Source organism: Streptomyces wedmorensis (assembly GCF_000716445.1).
GTDB classification, from domain to species: domain Bacteria; phylum Actinomycetota; class Actinomycetes; order Streptomycetales; family Streptomycetaceae; genus Streptomyces; species Streptomyces wedmorensis.
In genome coordinates this window covers 46,093-61,527 of record NZ_JNWK01000042.1, presented here as the reverse complement: position 1 = coordinate 61,527, position 15,435 = coordinate 46,093, and the positions used below count along the sequence as shown (strand labels likewise).

The following is a 15,435-nucleotide window of genomic DNA, read 5'->3' as shown; positions in this document are numbered from 1 at the left end:
GTGCGCTCGCAGTGAGCGCACCCCGCCTCACGGGTCGGAACCCGAGGTCACGGGCCGATCGCGGGCTTGACCTGATCCGTGCCGCGCATGGCGGCGACGGCGTCGAGCATGCCCTGGTGGAACTGCTCCTGGGTCATGCCCGTGCCGTACTTCTTGAACATCTCGATGCCCTGGCGGACGCTGACGCGGTCACCCGCGTCGGTTTTGCCGGCTCCGGGCAACACCGAGGCGGCACCCTCCTCCAGGTCGCTCGCCTTGAACCCGGCCGCCATGCCGACGAAGCCGTAGCGCACGTTCGACCGGACGTCGTAGTACGCCTCTTCACCGGTGCCGGGCACGATGAAGTAGAAGTCGGGACTGGTGCGCAGGCGCATCATCGCCTTGAGCTTGGGCTTGTGGTCCCAGGCGGCCCCGGTGCGGACCTTGAGGAACCATTCGAAGGTCGCCTCGGACCCGGACAGCGGGAACCAGCTGTGACCGGACCGGGTTGGCCCACGAGGCGCTCATCGCGTACACCCGGGAGCAGCAGGTCGCGAAGGGCTGCACGCAGCCCCGGTACTGGCTGCTGCGCAATCTGCCGGAGAACGACCTGTCGCCCGACGGCGAGGGGATGACGGTGTCCGAGCTGCGGGAGGCCATGGCCTCCCGCATCCGGCCCGAGGACGATCCGGCGGTGGAGGCCGAGGTGCTCGTGGAGCGCGGCTGGCTGACCCGGGACACAGAGGACCGGCTGTGGCTCACCGAGGAGGGGGAGCGGGCGCGCCTCGACCTCAAGCGCAACGCGCCCGCGATCCGGGCCGCCCTCCACGAGGGGATCGCGGACGCCGACTACGTGACGACGCTGAAGGTGCTCCGCCGCATGATCCGCAACGCGGGCGGGTCGGTCGCCTGATCGCGGTGTCAGCGCATGACGGACGAGAAGTTGTCGAGCTGGATCCAGGTGACCTTGTTCGTCGACTGGGGGCCGAGGACGTTGACGGCGCCGGCCGTGTTGACCTCGACGCGGAGGGCGTTGACGCCCTGGCTGTTGTTGCGGGGGCAGACGCCGCGGGTCAGCTTGGGCGGACGGAGCGCCTCGGGCAGGGTGCCGATCTTGTCGTCGGCGATGAACGAGCAGGTGATCAGGCCGCGCAGCTGGAGGAACTCCGTGCCGGCGAGGCGGATCACGCGGGCCTCGGCCGGGGACAGGGGGTCGTTCTGTACGTCCGGCTCCAGGGCGATCGGCGTCCAGTCGACGACGGTCTGGCAGGGGGCGGGGGGGCCCGGGGGGAGCGGGGGGGGGGGGTTGGTGGTGCGTTGGGTCAGGGTCGACCCTCGGGGTGGGGTGGGGGGGGGGGGTGGGTGTGGGGGGGCGGCGGCCGGGCGGGGGTTCATCGCCAGGCGACGGAGAAGCCGTCGAGGTCGATCCAGGTGACGGCGTTGTCGCTGGTGGGGCCGTACGCCGTGAGCGCGCCGGAGATGTTCGCCTCGACGCGGCACACGCAGCGTCCGGTGTTGTTGTTGCGCGGCACGTTCGCGCGGGTCGGGTGGGTGGGGCGCAGCCGGTGCGGAAGGGTCGCGATCTTGCTGTCCGCGGTGAGGCCGGGGGTGCAGGTGAGGGTGCCGCGCAGCTGGAGGTAGGTGGTGCCGGCGAGGGCGATCAGGCGGCCGCGCGGGGGCTGGGCCCCGGGCGTGATGCCGGGTTCGAGGGCCAGGTCCTCCCAGTCGGCGAGGACCTTGACGCCGTCGACGGCGGGCTTCGTCGGGTACCAGCTGATGGTGACGTCGCGCGAACTCGTCGTGCCGGGGACGGTGTTGCTGAAGCCGAACAGCAGGCGGTTCTCGCCGGTCGCGGGGTCGACCTCGATGGCGGCGCCCTCGGGCTCGCGCCGGGTGAGGCCGTCGGCGCTGGTGACGACCTGCCGGTCGAACCGCTCGCCGGTGGTCCACGAGTACGAGGTGAGGAAGGCGATGCCCGGGAAGCCGTCGACGGGGAGTGTCGCCGGGTCCTCGTCGTAGACGTACGGCGCCCACTGGTACCAGTAGAGGACGTCGCCCAGGACGGTGAAGCCCTGGGAGGTGAGCTTGGCCTCCAGGGGGTAGGGCGACGGCACGGCGGGGGTCGTCTCCTCGTCGACGCAGGTCGCGGGGAGACCGTCGCAGTCCCGCATGACGAAGGTGGTGCCGACCGGGACCCAGTTGCCGGCGGCGGCCGCGGCGAGGTCGTAGCGGGTGAAGGTGCGCTTGCCGCTCTTGTGGTACATGACGCACAGGAGGTTGTTCACCGGGTCGATCGAGGGTCCGGTGCCCGAGGTGCTGCCGGGCGGCGTGAACTTCCGCAGCGTCGGGGAGTTCGCGTCGAGGATGGTGTCCTCCTCGTAGAGGAACCGCGTGACGGCTTTGCCGAAGGCGGCCTTGACCGTGCCGTCGGCCCTCTTGCTGAGGTGCAGCGGTCCGACCTCGGTCCAGACGTACGTCTCGGTGCCCTGCGGCTCCACGCCCATCGAGATGCCGTGCCCGAAGCCCCTGAGCTGCATCGAGTCGATGACCTTGCCGGTCGTGCGGTCGATGCGGTTGAGCCGCATGTTGCCCTGCTCGATGTCCTCCTGGCTGCCGCTCTCCATCTGGAGCACGAAGACGTACCCGTTGCGGGTGTCGGTCGCGATCGCCTGCGGCGCCGGGCCCTTGACGAGGTCGACGGTCTGGATGAGCCTGCCGGTGACGCCGGACAGGTCGACGCCGTTGGCGTCCGTCTTTGCCATGGTTCTCTCTCCCCCGGGATCCCTGAGGGATCCTCATCGCGAAGAGAAGATCATCACATGAGGCGGGTGCGGCCGTGCGCCGGGAGCCGTGTGCCAGGATGCGTGTATCCGCCCGCCACCGCACTTGGCCGGGCGGGTGCCGTACGACACGAGGAGCGACACCATGAGCACCACCCCCGGTGGCTACCTCTCCGGGCTGTTCTCCCTCGAAGGGCGCACGGCCCTCGTCACGGGCGGCAGTTCGGGCATCGGCAAGGCCATCGCCGGCGCTCTGGCCCGCGCCGGGGCGAGCGTCGTGGTCGTGGCCCGCAAGGAGGTGGAACTCGTCGCGACCGTCGACGAGTTGACGGCCGACGGCTGCCGGGCGGCCTGGGTGAGCGCCGACCTGAGCACCCGCGAGGGCATCAAGGCCGGGGCCGAGGCGGCCGCGGCGGTCTTCGGCGAGCCGGACATCCTGGTCAACTCCGCCGGCATCAACCTCCGTCCGCCCTTCGGCGAGCTGGGCGAGGAGGTCTGGGACACCACGATGACCGTGAACCTGGAGGCCCCGTTCCTCCTCGGTCAGCGCTTCGGTCCCGGCATGGCCGAGCGCGGCTTCGGCCGCATCATCCACATCACGTCCCAGCAGGCGCACCGCGCCTTCGTCCAGAGCGGCGCGTACGGGGTCTCCAAGGGCGCCCTGGAATCCCTCGCCCGCTCCCAGGCCGAGGCCTGGTCCCCGTACGGCGTCACCGCCAACACCCTGGTCCCCGGCTTCGTCATGACCGCCCTCAACCGCCGTCTCTCCTCCGACCCCGAGAAGGTCGCCGCCCTCGCCGCCCGCACCATGGTCGGCCGCAACGGTCTCGCCGACGACTTCGCCGGCGCCGCCGTCTTCCTGGCGAGCCGCTCCTCCGCGTACGTCACCGGCCAGTCCCTCTTCGTGGACGGCGGCTTCTCGGTCCACTGACCCGCCGCTCCGACCCGCGGGTTCCGGGCTCGCACGAAGGCGGTGACCTGAGCCGGTCGCCCGCGCTCAGCGCTTGCGGGCCGGCAGCTGCACCGCCCCCGAGCGGTTGCCGTTCATGGTGGCGACGTCGAGGCGGCGCTCCCGCACCACGTCGAAGTCCGACAGGAGCGCGTGGAGGTGTGCGATGTCGTGGTGCCGGCACACGGCACCGTCATCGGTGGCGAACACGCCGTACGGGGTGCCGAACTCCCGGGCGTGGGCGGCGTATCGCCGCCAGCCATCCGAAGTCCACCGGGTGAGTGAACGTCTTGCCCACGCCGACGGTGCCCCAGCACGCGACCTGACTGCCGAGATCCTTCATACGAGCGGAGGGTACGCGGATCGGACCGGTGGCCGTGACGCTGCCGTGGACGAGCGCCGAGGCCGCCGTACCGGGCACCAGGTCAGACGTAGAGGTCCTCCGCGTCCCGCATGGGCGCGTGGGCCAGGGCGATCATCGCCTCGTGCTTGTCGGCACCCATGTAGTAGTCACCGGTGTGGTGCAGGTAGAAGAACCGGCCCCGCTCGTCGATGACGACGGGTGATCCCTCCGACGAGTCCCAGCCGACGGGAAACAGCCGCACGCCGAGGTGGTGGCTCAGTTCGGCGATGGCACCGGCGGTCGAATGCCACAGCAGCGCGGGGGTGAGGTGCAGGTGGTCGCCGCGCCCGGCGTCGATGGTCAGCCGGAGTCCCGCGTGCTCGGTGAGGAAGTCCCCGGCGGCGCCGAACGGCTCCAGCGGAAACCCCTTCTCCCGGGCGTCCTCCATGACCTCCGCGAGCATCGCCGGCAACAGGCCGGCGACGTCCCGGCCGGGGAACCATCCGTGCTCCCCGAACCAGGCGTCGACGTCCTGCGCGGTCTCCATGCGCGGCACGAGGACCGCTCTCCCCGGCGTCAGCCCTCGCTCGGGTCCAGCCGCAGCGAGATGGAGTTGATGCAGTAGCGCTGGTCCGTCGGGGTGGGGTAGCCCTCGCCCTCGAAGACGTGGCCCAGGTGGGAGCCGCAGCGGGCGCAGCGGACCTCGGTGCGGACCATGCCGTGGGAGGTGTCGGCGATCAGCTCGACGGCCTCGGTGTCCTTCGGGTCGAAGAAGGACGGCCAGCCGCAGTGGGACTCGAACTTCTCGTTCGAGGTGAAGAGCTCCGCTCCGCAGGCGCGGCAGGAGTAGACGCCCTGGGTCTTCGTGTCCGTGTACTCACCGCGGAAGGCGGGCTCCGTGCCGGCCAGCCGGAGCACCTGGTACTCCGACGGGGTCAGCTGCGCCTGCCATTCCTCGTCGGTCTTCTCGACCTCGTACGCCATCGTTCCGCTCCCTCTGTTCAGCTCGACGGGCGGGCGAGGCGGTCCAGGATCTTCGGACCGAGGTCCGTGACGTCGCCCGCGCCCATCGTGAGAACGAGGTCGCCGGGGCCGGCCATTCCCGCGACCACGTCGGGGACGGTGGCCTTGTCGTGGACGGCCGTCACGTCGGCGCCCGCGGCGCGGGCCGCCGTGATGATCAGGTCGCTGGTGATGCCCGGGATCGGGTCCTCGCGGGCCGGGTAGATGTCGAGGACGACGGAGCCGTCGGCGAGGGCCAGCGCGTCGCCCATCTCCTTGCCCAGCTCCTGGGTGCGGGAGAACAGGTGGGGCTGGAAGACGACCAGGAGGCGGGAGGCTCCGGCGGCGCCGCGCATGGCCTCCAGGTCGGCGGTCATCTCGGTGGGGTGGTGCGCGTACGAGTCGATGACCTGGACGCCGTTGGCCTCGCCCTTGAGCTGGAGGCGGCGGCCGACGCCGGTGTAGGCGGTGAGGGCCTGGGCGAGCTCGGCCGGGTCGATGCCGACGCGGGCGCCGGCGGCGAGGGCCGCGGCGGCGTTGTGGGCGTAGTGGCGGCCGGGGACGGAGACGGTGAAGGTGTGCTCGGCGCCGTCGAGGGCGACGGTCACCTCGCTCTTCATCCCGTTCGGGACGATCTTGAGGATGCGGGCGTCGGAGTCCGCGGACTCGCCGACGGTCACGATGTCCAGGCCGTCGCGGTCCGCGACCCTGCGGGCGAGTTCGCGGGCGCCCGCGTGCTCGCCGACGACCAGGGTGCCGCCGGGGCGGATCTTGGCGGTGAAGGCCTCGAAGGACTCGTAGATCTCGTCCATGGAGGCGTAGTTCGCGTGGTGGTCGAGCTCGACGTTGAGGACGATCGCGACCTCGGGGTCGTACTTCTGGAAGCTGCGGTCGCTTTCGTCGGCCTCGGCGACGAAGACCTCGCCGGCGCCGTGCGCGGCGTTGGTGCCGGGGCCCGCGAGGTCGCCCCCGATGGCGTACGACGGGTCGAGGCCGAGCTCGGTGAGTGCGACGGCCAGCATCGAGGTGGTCGTCGTCTTGCCGTGCGTACCGGCGACGGCGATCGCGCGCAGCCCGTCCATGAGGGAGGCGAGCGCGTCGGAGCGGTGCACCACCGGGATGCCGAGCTCGGCGGCGCGGGCCAGCTCCGGGTTGTCGGCGCGGATCGCGCTGGAGACGACGACGGCCGAGGCGTCGTCCGCGAGGTGCTCGGCCGCGTGCCCGATGTGCACGGTCACGCCCAGTGCCCGCAGCGCCTCCGCGGTCGGGGACTCCTTGGCGTCGCTGCCCGCGACCTTGGCGCCGCGCTGGGCGAGGATCTTCGCGATGCCCGACATTCCGGCACCGCCGATGCCGATGAAGTGCGGCCGTTCCATGGCGGCGGGAATGGCGGGTGCCATGCGGATCTCTCCCCGGGTGCGTCTCGTGTCCACCTGTTGCGCGCGCGACAGGCAGGTCCCACCCTAATGGCTCGCCGCGCGCCCGCCCGGCGGCCGGGGGTCGGTCAGTCGCTGTGGGCGAAGAGCTTGAGGACCGGTACGCCGACCTTGTGGCGGGCCCGGGAGGCCCAGTCCCGGTGGAAGAACTCCTCCACGTAGTGCGGGGCGGTGAGCACGATCACCTCGTCCGCCGCCGCCTCCTCGACCACTGCCTTCATCTTGGTGAGCGGGTGGTCCTCGACGACCTGGCCGACCGCTTCACAGCCCGCGTTCCTCAGGGCCTGGAGCGACACCTCCAACGCCTGCTCGGCGGGGCCCCTTGCCGCCTTGCCCTCCGGTTCCTCGCCCTCTCGGGTCGCTTCCTTCAGTTCGCCCATGGCCACGTCGTCGATGGCACGCAGCAGTACATCGGCCTGGTCACCACGCGGCTGCATGAGGACGATGAAGGACACGCCCTCGTCGCCGTGCAGGGTGGTGACGAATTCCACGTCGACGGACGTCAGGGGCTTCTCGATCATCAGAACGCTTGTGAACACCTCAGGAGCCCTTCTGCGGAAACCATCCTTCCCCGTGCCCGCACGGGGTCTGCGACAGTAAGTGTGCCCAGCGGACAGAAAGCGGAACGACAAATTCCGACGATTGTCAGATCCGACGGTAGCGGGTGAAGAGGAAGCCGTCCTGCTCCAGCACGGAAGCCACCTGGAAGCGTGTCGGGACGGCCACCGAGGGGCCGCCGGCGATCCGCTGGGCGCCACCCGCCGTCATGGTCGGCGAGACCGTCAGGCACAGCTCGTCGAGGACCCCCGCCGCCACGAACTGCCCGAGCAGCCGGGGCCCGCCCTCGGTCAGCTGCCGCCGCAGGCCGCGCGCCGCGAGCACCGCCACCGCACGGGCCGGCTCGACCCCCGCCCCGTCGCCCGCGACCAGCACCTCGGCGCCCGCCTCCCGGGCCGCGGCGACCCGGTCGGCGGGGGCCGCGGCCCCGGTCAGGATCAGCGTCGGCACCAGCGGCGAGGTGAAGAGCGGCAGCGAGAAGTCGAGGTCGAGGGAGGCGCTGACGACGGCGATCACGGGGGCCTCGCCCTGCCCCGCGGCAGCCCGGCGGGCGGCGAAGACCTCCCGCGCCCTGGCCGGACGGTAGCCCTCCAGGCGTACCGTTTCCGCCCCCACGACGATCACGTCGGCGAGGCCCCGCAGGGTGCCGAAGATCCGCATGTCGGTGTCCGAGGAGAGCGGCTGGGAGCGCCCGTCGTGCTGGCCCGCGCCGTCGAGCGAGGAGACCATGTTGGCCCGCAGCCACACACCGTCACCCTCCGGGTACGCGTAGGCGTCGGCGAGCTCGTCGAACGACCACTCGCGACCGCCCTCGGCGGCGGGACCGGCGGCGGTCTCGGGGGCTGTCATGTCCGTCACAGGGAGCAGTCGTCGCATCCTCGCAGTCTGACATGACGATTACAGTGGGGAACTGTGTCGACCCGCGCCCTCACCGAAGCCGCTTCCTCCCAGGCGGCCCCGCTCTCGCTCTGCTCCCGAGAGCCCCACGTCCCCGCCGACCGTCTCGTCGCGGAGATGGTGCCGCCGCCGCGGTTCGACTCCGTCCGCTTCGACACGTACCTCCCGGACCCGAACCAGCCCAGCCAGACGGACGCCGTCAAGACGCTGAGCACCTTCGCCGAGGGACTGGGCGGCGCGCACGCCTCCGGCGCGGGCAAGCGCCGCTGGTTCGCCAAGAAGCCGGCCGCGCCGACCGGCCCGCGCGGGGTCTACCTGGACGGCGGCTACGGCGTCGGCAAGACCCACCTGCTCGCCTCCCTCTGGCACGCGACCCCCGCCGAGCCCTCGCTGAAAGCTTTCGGCACCTTCGTCGAGCTGACCAACCTCGTCGGCGCCCTCGGCTTCCAGCAGACGGTGAAGACCCTCAGCGGGCACCGCCTCCTCTGCATCGACGAGTTCGAGCTCGACGACCCGGGCGACACCGTCCTCGTCTCCAGCCTCCTCGCCAAGCTCGTCGAGGCGGGCGTGGCGCTCGCCGCCACCTCCAACACGCTCCCCGGCAAGCTCGGCGAGGGCCGCTTCGCCGCCGCCGACTTCCTCCGCGAGATCCAGGGCCTCTCCGCCCACTTCATGCCGCTGCGGATCGACGGCGAGGACTACCGCCACCGCGGCCTGCCCGAAGCCCCGGCACCGTACGCCGACCAGGTCGTCACGGAGACCGCGTACGCGACGCCCGGCGCCTCCCTCGACGACTTCCCGCACCTGCTCGAACACCTGGCCAGGGTTCACCCGAGCAGGTACGGCGCGCTCACCGACGACCTCACCGCCGTCTGCCTCACCGACGTCCAGCCGGTCCCCGACCAGTCGACCGCGCTGCGCCTCGTCGTCCTCGCCGACCGGCTGTACGACCGCGAGATACCCGTGCTCGCCTCCGGACTCCCCTTCGACAGGCTCTTCAGCGACGAGATGCTGAACGGCGGCTACCGCAAGAAGTACTTCCGGGCGATCTCCCGGCTCACCGCGCTCGCCCGCGACGCGAAGGGGCTCGTCGCGCAGTAGCTTGGTGGCCGTACCCGATCGAAAGGGATCCACCATGGCCACCGTGCGTCACGCCCACACCGTCTGGCAGGGCGACCTCCTCAAGGGTTCCGGCGTCGTCACCCTCGACTCCTCCGGTCTCGGCTCGTACGACGTCTCCTGGCCCGCCCGCACCGAGGAGCCGAACGGCAGGACGAGCCCCGAGGAGCTCATCGCCGCCGCCCACTCCTCCTGCTTCTCCATGGCCTTCTCCAACGGCCTCGCCAAGGCCGGCCACGCGCCGGAACGCCTGGAGACCAAGGCGGACGTCACCTTCCAGCCGGGCCAGGGCATCACGGGCATTCACCTGACCGTGGTCGGCCAGGTCCTCGGCCTCTCCGAGGACGAATTCCAGCGGCTCGCCGCGGACGCCAAGGAGAACTGCCCGGTCAGCCAGGCGCTCACCGGCACGACGATCACCCTCGACGCCAAGCTCGCCTGACCACGGGCCCCACCCGCCCGACTCGGCCGGCCACGGCCTGACACCGACGCCCCGCCCGGCCCGACCCGGCCGGCCACGGCCTGACACCGACGCCCCGCCCGGCCCGACCCGGCCGGCCACGGGGATCGGCCGCTCTCCGGCCCGCCTGACCCCTGGTCAGAGCGCACGCCACACGAGGCAGTTGTGGCCCGCATGGTTCACGCGTCACGACAGTGCGTGATACACACATGCGGGTCACACGTCACACACCACCTGTCTGTCCGCCAACAGGAAGTGGGTTGTTGCCTCATGTCCGCAACACGACGTCAGATCCTTTCCCGCACCGGCGCGTCCGTCGCCGGCATCGCCTTCACCGGCGCCCTCTCCGAACTCTTCGCCGGCAGCGCGGCCGCCGCCGGACGGCGGGGCGGCTACGGCCCCCTCGTCCCCGACCCCGCCGGCCTCCTCGACCTGCCGGCCGGCTTCCGCTACAAGGTCCTCTCCCGGCAGGGCGACCCGCTCCGCTCCGGCGAAGGCCCGGTCCCCAGCAACCACGACGGCATGGGCGCCTTCCCCGGCCGCCGGGGCCGCGTGCACCTCGTCCGCAACCACGAGAACCGGGTCACCGGGAAGATCGGCGTCCCGACCGTACCCGGCCTCACGTACGACCCCGCCGCCAAGGGCGGCTGTACGGCCCTGGAGCTCGACGGCCGGAACAACGTCCTCGGCGAACGCGTCGCCATCGCCGGAACCGCGGTCAACTGCGCCGGCGGGCACACCCCTTGGAACACCTGGCTGACCTGCGAGGAGACCGAGGACCGGGCCGGGACCAACGGCTACACCAAGGACCACGGCTTCATCTTCGAGGTCGACGGCGCCGACCCCCACCGCACCGGAGCCGTCCCCCTCACCGCCATGGGCCGCTTCCAGCACGAGGCGATCGCCGTCGACCCGGGGAACGGCATCGTGTACGAGACGGAGGACGCCTTCGACCGCCCCTTCGGCCTCTTCTACCGCTTCCTCCCCCACAAGCCGCTCGGCGGCACCGGCTCGCTGCGCGCAGGCGGCGCCCTGGAGGCCATGCGCGTCCCCGGCGTCCCCGACCTCTCCGCCGTCCAGGAGACCGGCGCCCGCTTCGACGGCGTCGAATGGGTCCCCGTACCGGACCCCCTCGCCACCGAGACGCCCATCCGCCTCCAGGACTTCGGCCCGAAGGGCATCACCCACGCCCAGAAGTTGGAGGGCTGCTACTGGGGCGGCCGCGCCGTCTACTTCGTCTCCTCCTTCGCCCGCCGGGAGAACGGCTCCGCCGCCACCCACTTCGGCCAGGTCTGGAAGTACGAGCCCGACCGCCGCCGCCTCACCCTCGTCGTCGTCTTCGGCCCCGACACCGACGTCCGGCTCCCCGGCGAGTCCCCCGACAACATCTGCCTCGCCCCCACCGGCGGCCTCATGGTCTGCGAGGACGGCGACGGAGCGCAGCACGTCTTCGGAGTCAGCAGAAGGGGCGAGGTCTACCCCGTCGCCCGCGGCGCCCACAACATCGGCACCCCCGACGCCCCGGAATGGGGCGAGTTCGCCGGCGTCACCTTCTCCCCGGACCGCTCCACGATGTACGTCAACTGCTACACCCCCGGCACCACCTTCGCCGTGACCGGCCCCTGGCACTGACCCGACCCCGGGAGCGGACGTGCGGGCGTCCGCTTTCCGTCGCAGGATCGGGGGAGTACGAGCGGTCGCGGCGGAAGGAACGGCGGATGGCGAAGAAGGACGGCGGGGGGAAGCGGCGACAGGCTTCGGCACCCGCGCTGCGTGACGTCCTGCGCGTCCCGGAGGGCGAGCGGGTCGACCTTTCCGCGTACGACGCCCGGGCGACGCCGGCCGGCCCCGCCGACAAGGCCGCCGGCGTCGCCGCCACCGCGGCCCTCGCCCCCCGCCTCGCCTCCCTCCATGAACGCCTCTACGCGGCGAGCACCGCCGGCGACCGACGGCGCCTCCTCCTCGTCCTCCAGGGCATGGACACGAGCGGCAAGGGCGGCACCGTCAAACACGTCATCGGTCTCTTCAACCCCTCCGGCTGCCGCATCCACGCCTTCAAGGCACCCACCGCCGAGGAACGGAACCATCCCTTCCTCTGGCGCGTCACGAAAGCCCTCCCCCAGCCCGGCGAGATCGGCATCTTCGACCGCTCCCACTACGAGGACGTCCTCATCGCCCGCGTCCGCGACCTCGTCCCCCGCCCCCGGCTGGACCGCCGCTACGCCCAGATCAACGGCTTCGAGAAGTCCCTCGCCGAGGACGGCGTCACCGTCGTCAAGGTCTTCCTCCACCTCTCCTACGAGGAACAGCGCACCCGCCTCCTCGAACGCATCGACAACCCCGAGAAGCACTGGAAGTTCGACCCCGGCGACATCGACGAACGCGCCCTCTGGCCCTCCTACCAGGAGGCCTACTCCCTCGCCCTCGAACGCTGCACCACCGACGAAGCCCCCTGGTACGTCGTCCCGGCCGACCGCAAGTGGTACCGCAACTGGGCGATCAGCAAACTGCTCCTCGAACACCTGGAGGCACTCGACCCCACATACCCGCCCGGAGACTTCGACGTGGCGGAGTGCCGGGCACGACTACTGCGGACGTGAGCGGCGATGGTGCGTCAGCTCAGTGCGTGGACTCGGGTGCTGCTGGTGTCGAGTCGCGAGCGTTAGCGAGTTTGATCGGTTAACTTCCGATCGTGAACATTCCTGTACGAAAGATGGCGGCGCTCGGACTTCTGGGCGCCGCCCTCGTCGGCTGCGGCGGGGGCGCCGCCGAGCGCCCCGCCCCCGGGGCGGCACCGCCGGCCGTCTCCCACAAGCCGTCCCCCAAGGCGAGTGCGGCCGCCGCCGGGCCCAAGCCCGCACGCGTCCCCACCGCGCCTCCGACCCTGGCGCAGGGGCCCGGCGGGGTCACCCCCGTGTACACGCGCCGTGCGAAGGGGGCCGAGAAGGTCGTCGCCCTCACCTTCGACGCGGACATGACCGCGGATCAGGGGCCGCGGGCCGCGCGGGGCGAGCACTTCGACAACCCGCAGCTGATCGCGACCCTGCGCCGGCTGAAGGTGGACGCCACCGTCTTCATGACGGGCCGCTGGGCGGAGGAGTACCCCGACCAGGCGAAGTCGATCGGCGGCGACCCCCGGTTCGAGATCGCGAACCACTCCTACAGTCACTACGCCTTCGCCTCGCCGTGCTACGGCCTGCCGACCGTCGCCGGCCCCGACATGGCGACCGACGTGCAGCGCGCCTTCGACGCCTTCCGCGACGCCGGCGCCGTGAACGTCGTCCCGTACTTCCGCTTCCCCGGCGGCTGTTACGACGACGCGGCGCTGCGTGCGCTCGCCCCCACCGGGGTGACGGCCGTGCAGTGGGACGTGGTCAGCGGCGACGCCTTCGCCGAGGACGCGGACGCCGTCGCCGACCAGGTGCTCGACGAGGTCGAGCCCGGCTCCCTCGTCGTCATGCACTGCACCCGCAGCGCCGCCCCCGTCACCGAGCAGGCGATCCGCCGCATCGTCCCGGAACTCCGCGCCCGCGGCTACCGCTTCGTGAAGGTCTCCGAGCTCATGGGCCGATGAGCCGATCGGCGGCCGGAATCACTCGGGAAGCACTCCGGGATCACTCCAGGCGGGCCGTGGCACGGCTGGACAGGGCCGCCGCGGCCGCCACGAGGAGGAGCGCGCCGGCGCAGGCGAGGGCCGGTGGGTGGGCGGTGGCGGTCCGGGCGCCGGTGACCAGGGTGGTCATGGCGTGCTTCGCGGGGGAGCCCGTGGTGACGAGGGCCAGGAGGCAGCCGAGGACGAGGACGGTGAGGGACCAGCCGGGGGCGGGCAGGAAGGGGCGCGAGGAGAGCGCGCCGACGGCCGCGCCCGTCAGGGCGCAGGTGAGCGCGGCGAGGACGCCGGTGGACACGGCGGCGAGCGCGGTGACGCCGCGCCGGTCGCTCAGCGCCGTCACGACGAGGACCGCGACGGTGCCGACGAGCGCCGGCCAGGCGGTCCCGGTGAGCAGCGCCGCGAGATGGGTACGGCCACGCCCCGCCGCGGCCGCCACGACGTTCCGGGCCGCGGGCGGCTCCTGGGTGACGCAGATCCGTACGGACCAGGCCGCGACGGGCAGCAGCGCGGCGGCCGTGAGACCGAGGGCTCCGAGCACGGGTTCGCCCGCGCGTACGCCGACGCCGACGATGGCCACGTACAGGAGGAGCGGCGCCAGCCAGCGCTGTGAGCGCAGCAGCAGGCCCGACTGGTAGCGCAGGAGCGCCGTCATACCCGTACGCCTTCGCTTTCGAGGTGGTCGATGTGCCAGGCCTCCGCGAGCAACACGCCGAGGAGGGCGTCGGAGTGCGCCGCGTCCACGGTCAGGACGAGGGCGCCCGGTGCGGCGGTGTGCGCGACGCGCCCGTCGTCGCCGGGCGCGAGGCCGGTACCCGGTTCGCCTGGCGGTCGTCGAGCGGCGCGGCCGTCGTGGCCGGGCACGGGCTCGGCGACCGGGTCGCCCGGCAGTCGGGCCGGGAGCGGGCGGCTGCCGGAGGCGGTGATCCGGACGAGGGGGCGGGCGGGGGCCGCGGGCGTCTCGCGGACCGGGCGTACCCGGCCGGCTTCGACCCCGTAGAGCGCGTCCGCCTCCCCCGCGAGCCGCCGCGGGTCGTGGTCGACGTAGACGACGGCCGCGCCCGCCGTGAGGCGTTCGCGGACGGCGGTGTCCAGCTCGGCGCGGGCGCCGGTGTCGAGCCCGGTCCAGGCCTCGTCGAGGACGAGGAGGGCGGGGTCGGCGAGGAGTGCCTGGGCGACGGCGACCTTCTGGCTGGTGCCCTTGGACAGTTCGGCGAGGGGTGTACGGGCGTGGCCCGCGGCGCCGAAGCGCTCCAGCCAGTCCCCCGCGCGGGTGCGGGCGGCCGCGCGGCCGAGGCCCTGGATGCGGCCCAGGTGGACGAGGTAGTCGGCGGCCGTGAACGGCAGGGCCGCCGGGAAGCGCTCGGGGACGTAGGCGGTGCGGGCCGGACGGCCGGTGACGCGGCCTTCGGTGGGCGCGTCGATCCCGGCGAGGAGCCGGAGCAGGGTGGACTTGCCGGTTCCGTTGGCGCCGGTGACCCGGACGAGCCCGGCGGCGGGCAGGTCGAGCGAAACCTCTCGCAGCACCCACGGCCCGCGAAGGCCGTGGCGCCGCCCGACGCGCTCCAGCCTCAACTCGACGAGTTCTTCTGCGGGGTCAGCTCGCTCGGCCGGACGACGACGAAGCCCTGGCCCTCCAGCTTGAGCTGGACCGCCTCGCCCGAGCCGCCGCGGAGCATCGAGCCGAGGGACTGGGAGCGGTGGAGGGAGGTGTGGAGCTGCTCGCTCCAGCCGACGACCGCGTCGGTGTCGACGTAGACGGGTGCCTGCGGGGTGACGGGAATGACGATCGGGCTGCCCTCGCAGATCAGGGCGATCTTGCCGTAGCCGGAGAAGACGGAGTTGAAGAGGCCGCCGCCGGTCATGCCGGCGCCCTTCACGGTCTTGATGTCGTAGTGGAGGGTCGCGTCGAAGCAGAGCACGTTGCGGCCGTTGACGGTGAAGGCCTCGCCCTGTTCGATCTCGACGATGAAGCAGTTCTGCGCCTCGTGGGCGAACCAGGCCTCGCCCTGACCGCGTACGGCCATCAGCGCGAGGCCCTCGCCGGTGACGGCCCGCTTGAGGAGGCCGCCGATGCCCTGGCCCTTGCGCTCGAACTGGAGGTCGCCGCGGTAGGCGATCATCGAGCCCTGGCGGGCGTGCATCTCGCCGTTGACGGTGTACTTGACCGACTTGGCGTTCTGGAGGGTCATCCCCGGAAAGCCGGCCGTCTCGGCGAGGTGTTCGCCGGCGAAAAGATCGCTCTTCATGAGGGGCATCCTGGCCCGGAAGCGATGATTCCCACAAGAATCACTCGTCACGG

19 protein-coding genes are annotated in these 15,435 nt (G+C 72.1%); 7 read left to right on the top strand and 12 right to left on the bottom strand.

Annotated features, from left to right (window positions below; genetic code table 11):
• Window positions 1–47: 47 nt before the first annotated feature.
• Window positions 48–377: a polymorphic toxin type 44 domain-containing protein gene (locus OO54_RS28615; protein ID WP_033208015.1), complete on the bottom strand. Its 330-nt coding sequence runs from the start codon at window positions 375–377 to the stop codon at window positions 48–50.
• 110 nt (window positions 378–487) lie between these two features.
• Here OO54_RS28615 and OO54_RS28610 point away from each other — a divergent pair, with 110 nt between their 5' ends.
• Window positions 488–892 (top strand): MarR family transcriptional regulator, encoded by a 405-nt coding sequence (locus OO54_RS28610; protein ID WP_234439608.1) that lies wholly within the window; start codon window positions 488–490, stop codon window positions 890–892.
• A gap of 8 nt (window positions 893–900) precedes the next feature.
• Here OO54_RS28610 and OO54_RS28605 read toward each other — a convergent pair whose 3' ends face one another.
• Together OO54_RS28605 and OO54_RS28600 are read right to left on the bottom strand one after the other, a co-directional pair.
• Window positions 901–1,167, bottom strand: coding sequence for a hypothetical protein (locus tag OO54_RS28605; RefSeq protein WP_209440905.1), 267 nt, complete (start codon window positions 1,165–1,167; stop codon window positions 901–903).
• A gap of 203 nt (window positions 1,168–1,370) precedes the next feature.
• Window positions 1,371–2,741, bottom strand: coding sequence for a phage baseplate protein (locus OO54_RS28600; RefSeq protein WP_033208009.1), 1,371 nt, complete (start codon window positions 2,739–2,741; stop codon window positions 1,371–1,373).
• Window positions 2,742–2,904: 163 nt separating this feature from the next.
• On the opposite strand from OO54_RS28600, the gene OO54_RS28595 reads away from it, so the two are divergent.
• Entirely contained in the window at window positions 2,905–3,690 is a 786-nt protein-coding gene (locus tag OO54_RS28595; RefSeq protein ID WP_033208006.1) for an SDR family NAD(P)-dependent oxidoreductase, read from the top strand.
• 66 nt (window positions 3,691–3,756) lie between these two features.
• On the opposite strand, the gene OO54_RS45240 is transcribed toward OO54_RS28595, so the two are convergent.
• From OO54_RS45240 to OO54_RS28565, 6 genes are all read right to left on the bottom strand, one after another.
• Window positions 3,757–3,918 carry a hypothetical protein gene (locus OO54_RS45240; RefSeq protein ID WP_200146712.1) on the bottom strand — a complete coding sequence of 54 codons (162 nt, stop codon included), beginning with the start codon at window positions 3,916–3,918 and terminating at the stop codon, window positions 3,757–3,759.
• A gap of 215 nt (window positions 3,919–4,133) precedes the next feature.
• Entirely contained in the window at window positions 4,134–4,598 is a 465-nt protein-coding gene (locus OO54_RS28585; protein ID WP_051787249.1) for an SUKH-3 domain-containing protein, read from the bottom strand.
• Window positions 4,599–4,627: 29 nt separating this feature from the next.
• Window positions 4,628–5,035: a peptide-methionine (R)-S-oxide reductase MsrB gene (gene msrB, locus OO54_RS28580; RefSeq protein WP_033208001.1), complete on the bottom strand. Its 408-nt coding sequence runs from the start codon at window positions 5,033–5,035 to the stop codon at window positions 4,628–4,630.
• Between the two features lie 17 nt (window positions 5,036–5,052).
• Complete coding sequence (gene murC / locus OO54_RS28575) at window positions 5,053–6,453, bottom strand: UDP-N-acetylmuramate--L-alanine ligase (RefSeq protein WP_033207999.1); 1,401 nt, start codon at window positions 6,451–6,453, stop codon at window positions 5,053–5,055.
• Between the two features lie 104 nt (window positions 6,454–6,557).
• Window positions 6,558–7,028: a hypothetical protein gene (locus OO54_RS28570; RefSeq protein ID WP_033207997.1), complete on the bottom strand. Its 471-nt coding sequence runs from the start codon at window positions 7,026–7,028 to the stop codon at window positions 6,558–6,560.
• 106 nt (window positions 7,029–7,134) lie between these two features.
• Window positions 7,135–7,923, bottom strand: a complete 789-nt coding sequence (locus OO54_RS28565; protein ID WP_033207996.1) for a pyrimidine reductase family protein — start codon at window positions 7,921–7,923, stop codon at window positions 7,135–7,137.
• A gap of 36 nt (window positions 7,924–7,959) precedes the next feature.
• Here OO54_RS28565 and zapE point away from each other — a divergent pair, with 36 nt between their 5' ends.
• From zapE to OO54_RS28540, 5 genes are all read left to right on the top strand, one after another.
• Window positions 7,960–9,045: a cell division protein ZapE gene (zapE, locus tag OO54_RS28560; protein ID WP_033207993.1), complete on the top strand. Its 1,086-nt coding sequence runs from the start codon at window positions 7,960–7,962 to the stop codon at window positions 9,043–9,045.
• A gap of 34 nt (window positions 9,046–9,079) precedes the next feature.
• Entirely contained in the window at window positions 9,080–9,505 is a 426-nt protein-coding gene (locus tag OO54_RS28555; RefSeq protein WP_033207990.1) for an OsmC family protein, read from the top strand.
• A 288-nt stretch (window positions 9,506–9,793) separates the two neighbouring features.
• The gene (locus OO54_RS28550) at window positions 9,794–11,155 is read left to right on the top strand and encodes an alkaline phosphatase PhoX (protein WP_033207987.1); all 1,362 of its coding nucleotides are present in this window, start codon (window positions 9,794–9,796) and stop codon (window positions 11,153–11,155) included.
• 86 nt (window positions 11,156–11,241) lie between these two features.
• The gene (locus OO54_RS28545) at window positions 11,242–12,123 is read left to right on the top strand and encodes a PPK2 family polyphosphate kinase (RefSeq protein ID WP_033207984.1); all 882 of its coding nucleotides are present in this window, start codon (window positions 11,242–11,244) and stop codon (window positions 12,121–12,123) included.
• A gap of 113 nt (window positions 12,124–12,236) precedes the next feature.
• Complete coding sequence (locus OO54_RS28540) at window positions 12,237–13,097, top strand: polysaccharide deacetylase family protein (RefSeq protein WP_033207981.1); 861 nt, start codon at window positions 12,237–12,239, stop codon at window positions 13,095–13,097.
• Between the two features lie 40 nt (window positions 13,098–13,137).
• Here the strand turns inward: OO54_RS28540 and OO54_RS46830 are convergent, their stop codons facing one another.
• The 3 genes from OO54_RS46830 to OO54_RS28525 are packed head-to-tail and all read right to left on the bottom strand — an operon-like array spanning window position 13,138 to window position 15,382.
• Window positions 13,138–13,788, bottom strand: coding sequence for a hypothetical protein (locus tag OO54_RS46830; RefSeq protein WP_033207978.1), 651 nt, complete (start codon window positions 13,786–13,788; stop codon window positions 13,138–13,140).
• Window positions 13,785–14,708 (bottom strand): ATP-binding cassette domain-containing protein, encoded by a 924-nt coding sequence (locus OO54_RS46825; protein ID WP_033207977.1) that lies wholly within the window; start codon window positions 14,706–14,708, stop codon window positions 13,785–13,787. Before OO54_RS46825 ends, OO54_RS46830 begins: the two co-directional genes overlap by 4 nt.
• Complete coding sequence (locus OO54_RS28525; RefSeq protein WP_017238118.1) at window positions 14,705–15,382, bottom strand: AIM24 family protein; 678 nt, start codon at window positions 15,380–15,382, stop codon at window positions 14,705–14,707. Before OO54_RS28525 ends, OO54_RS46825 begins: the two co-directional genes overlap by 4 nt.
• Window positions 15,383–15,435: the final 53 nt, after the last annotated feature.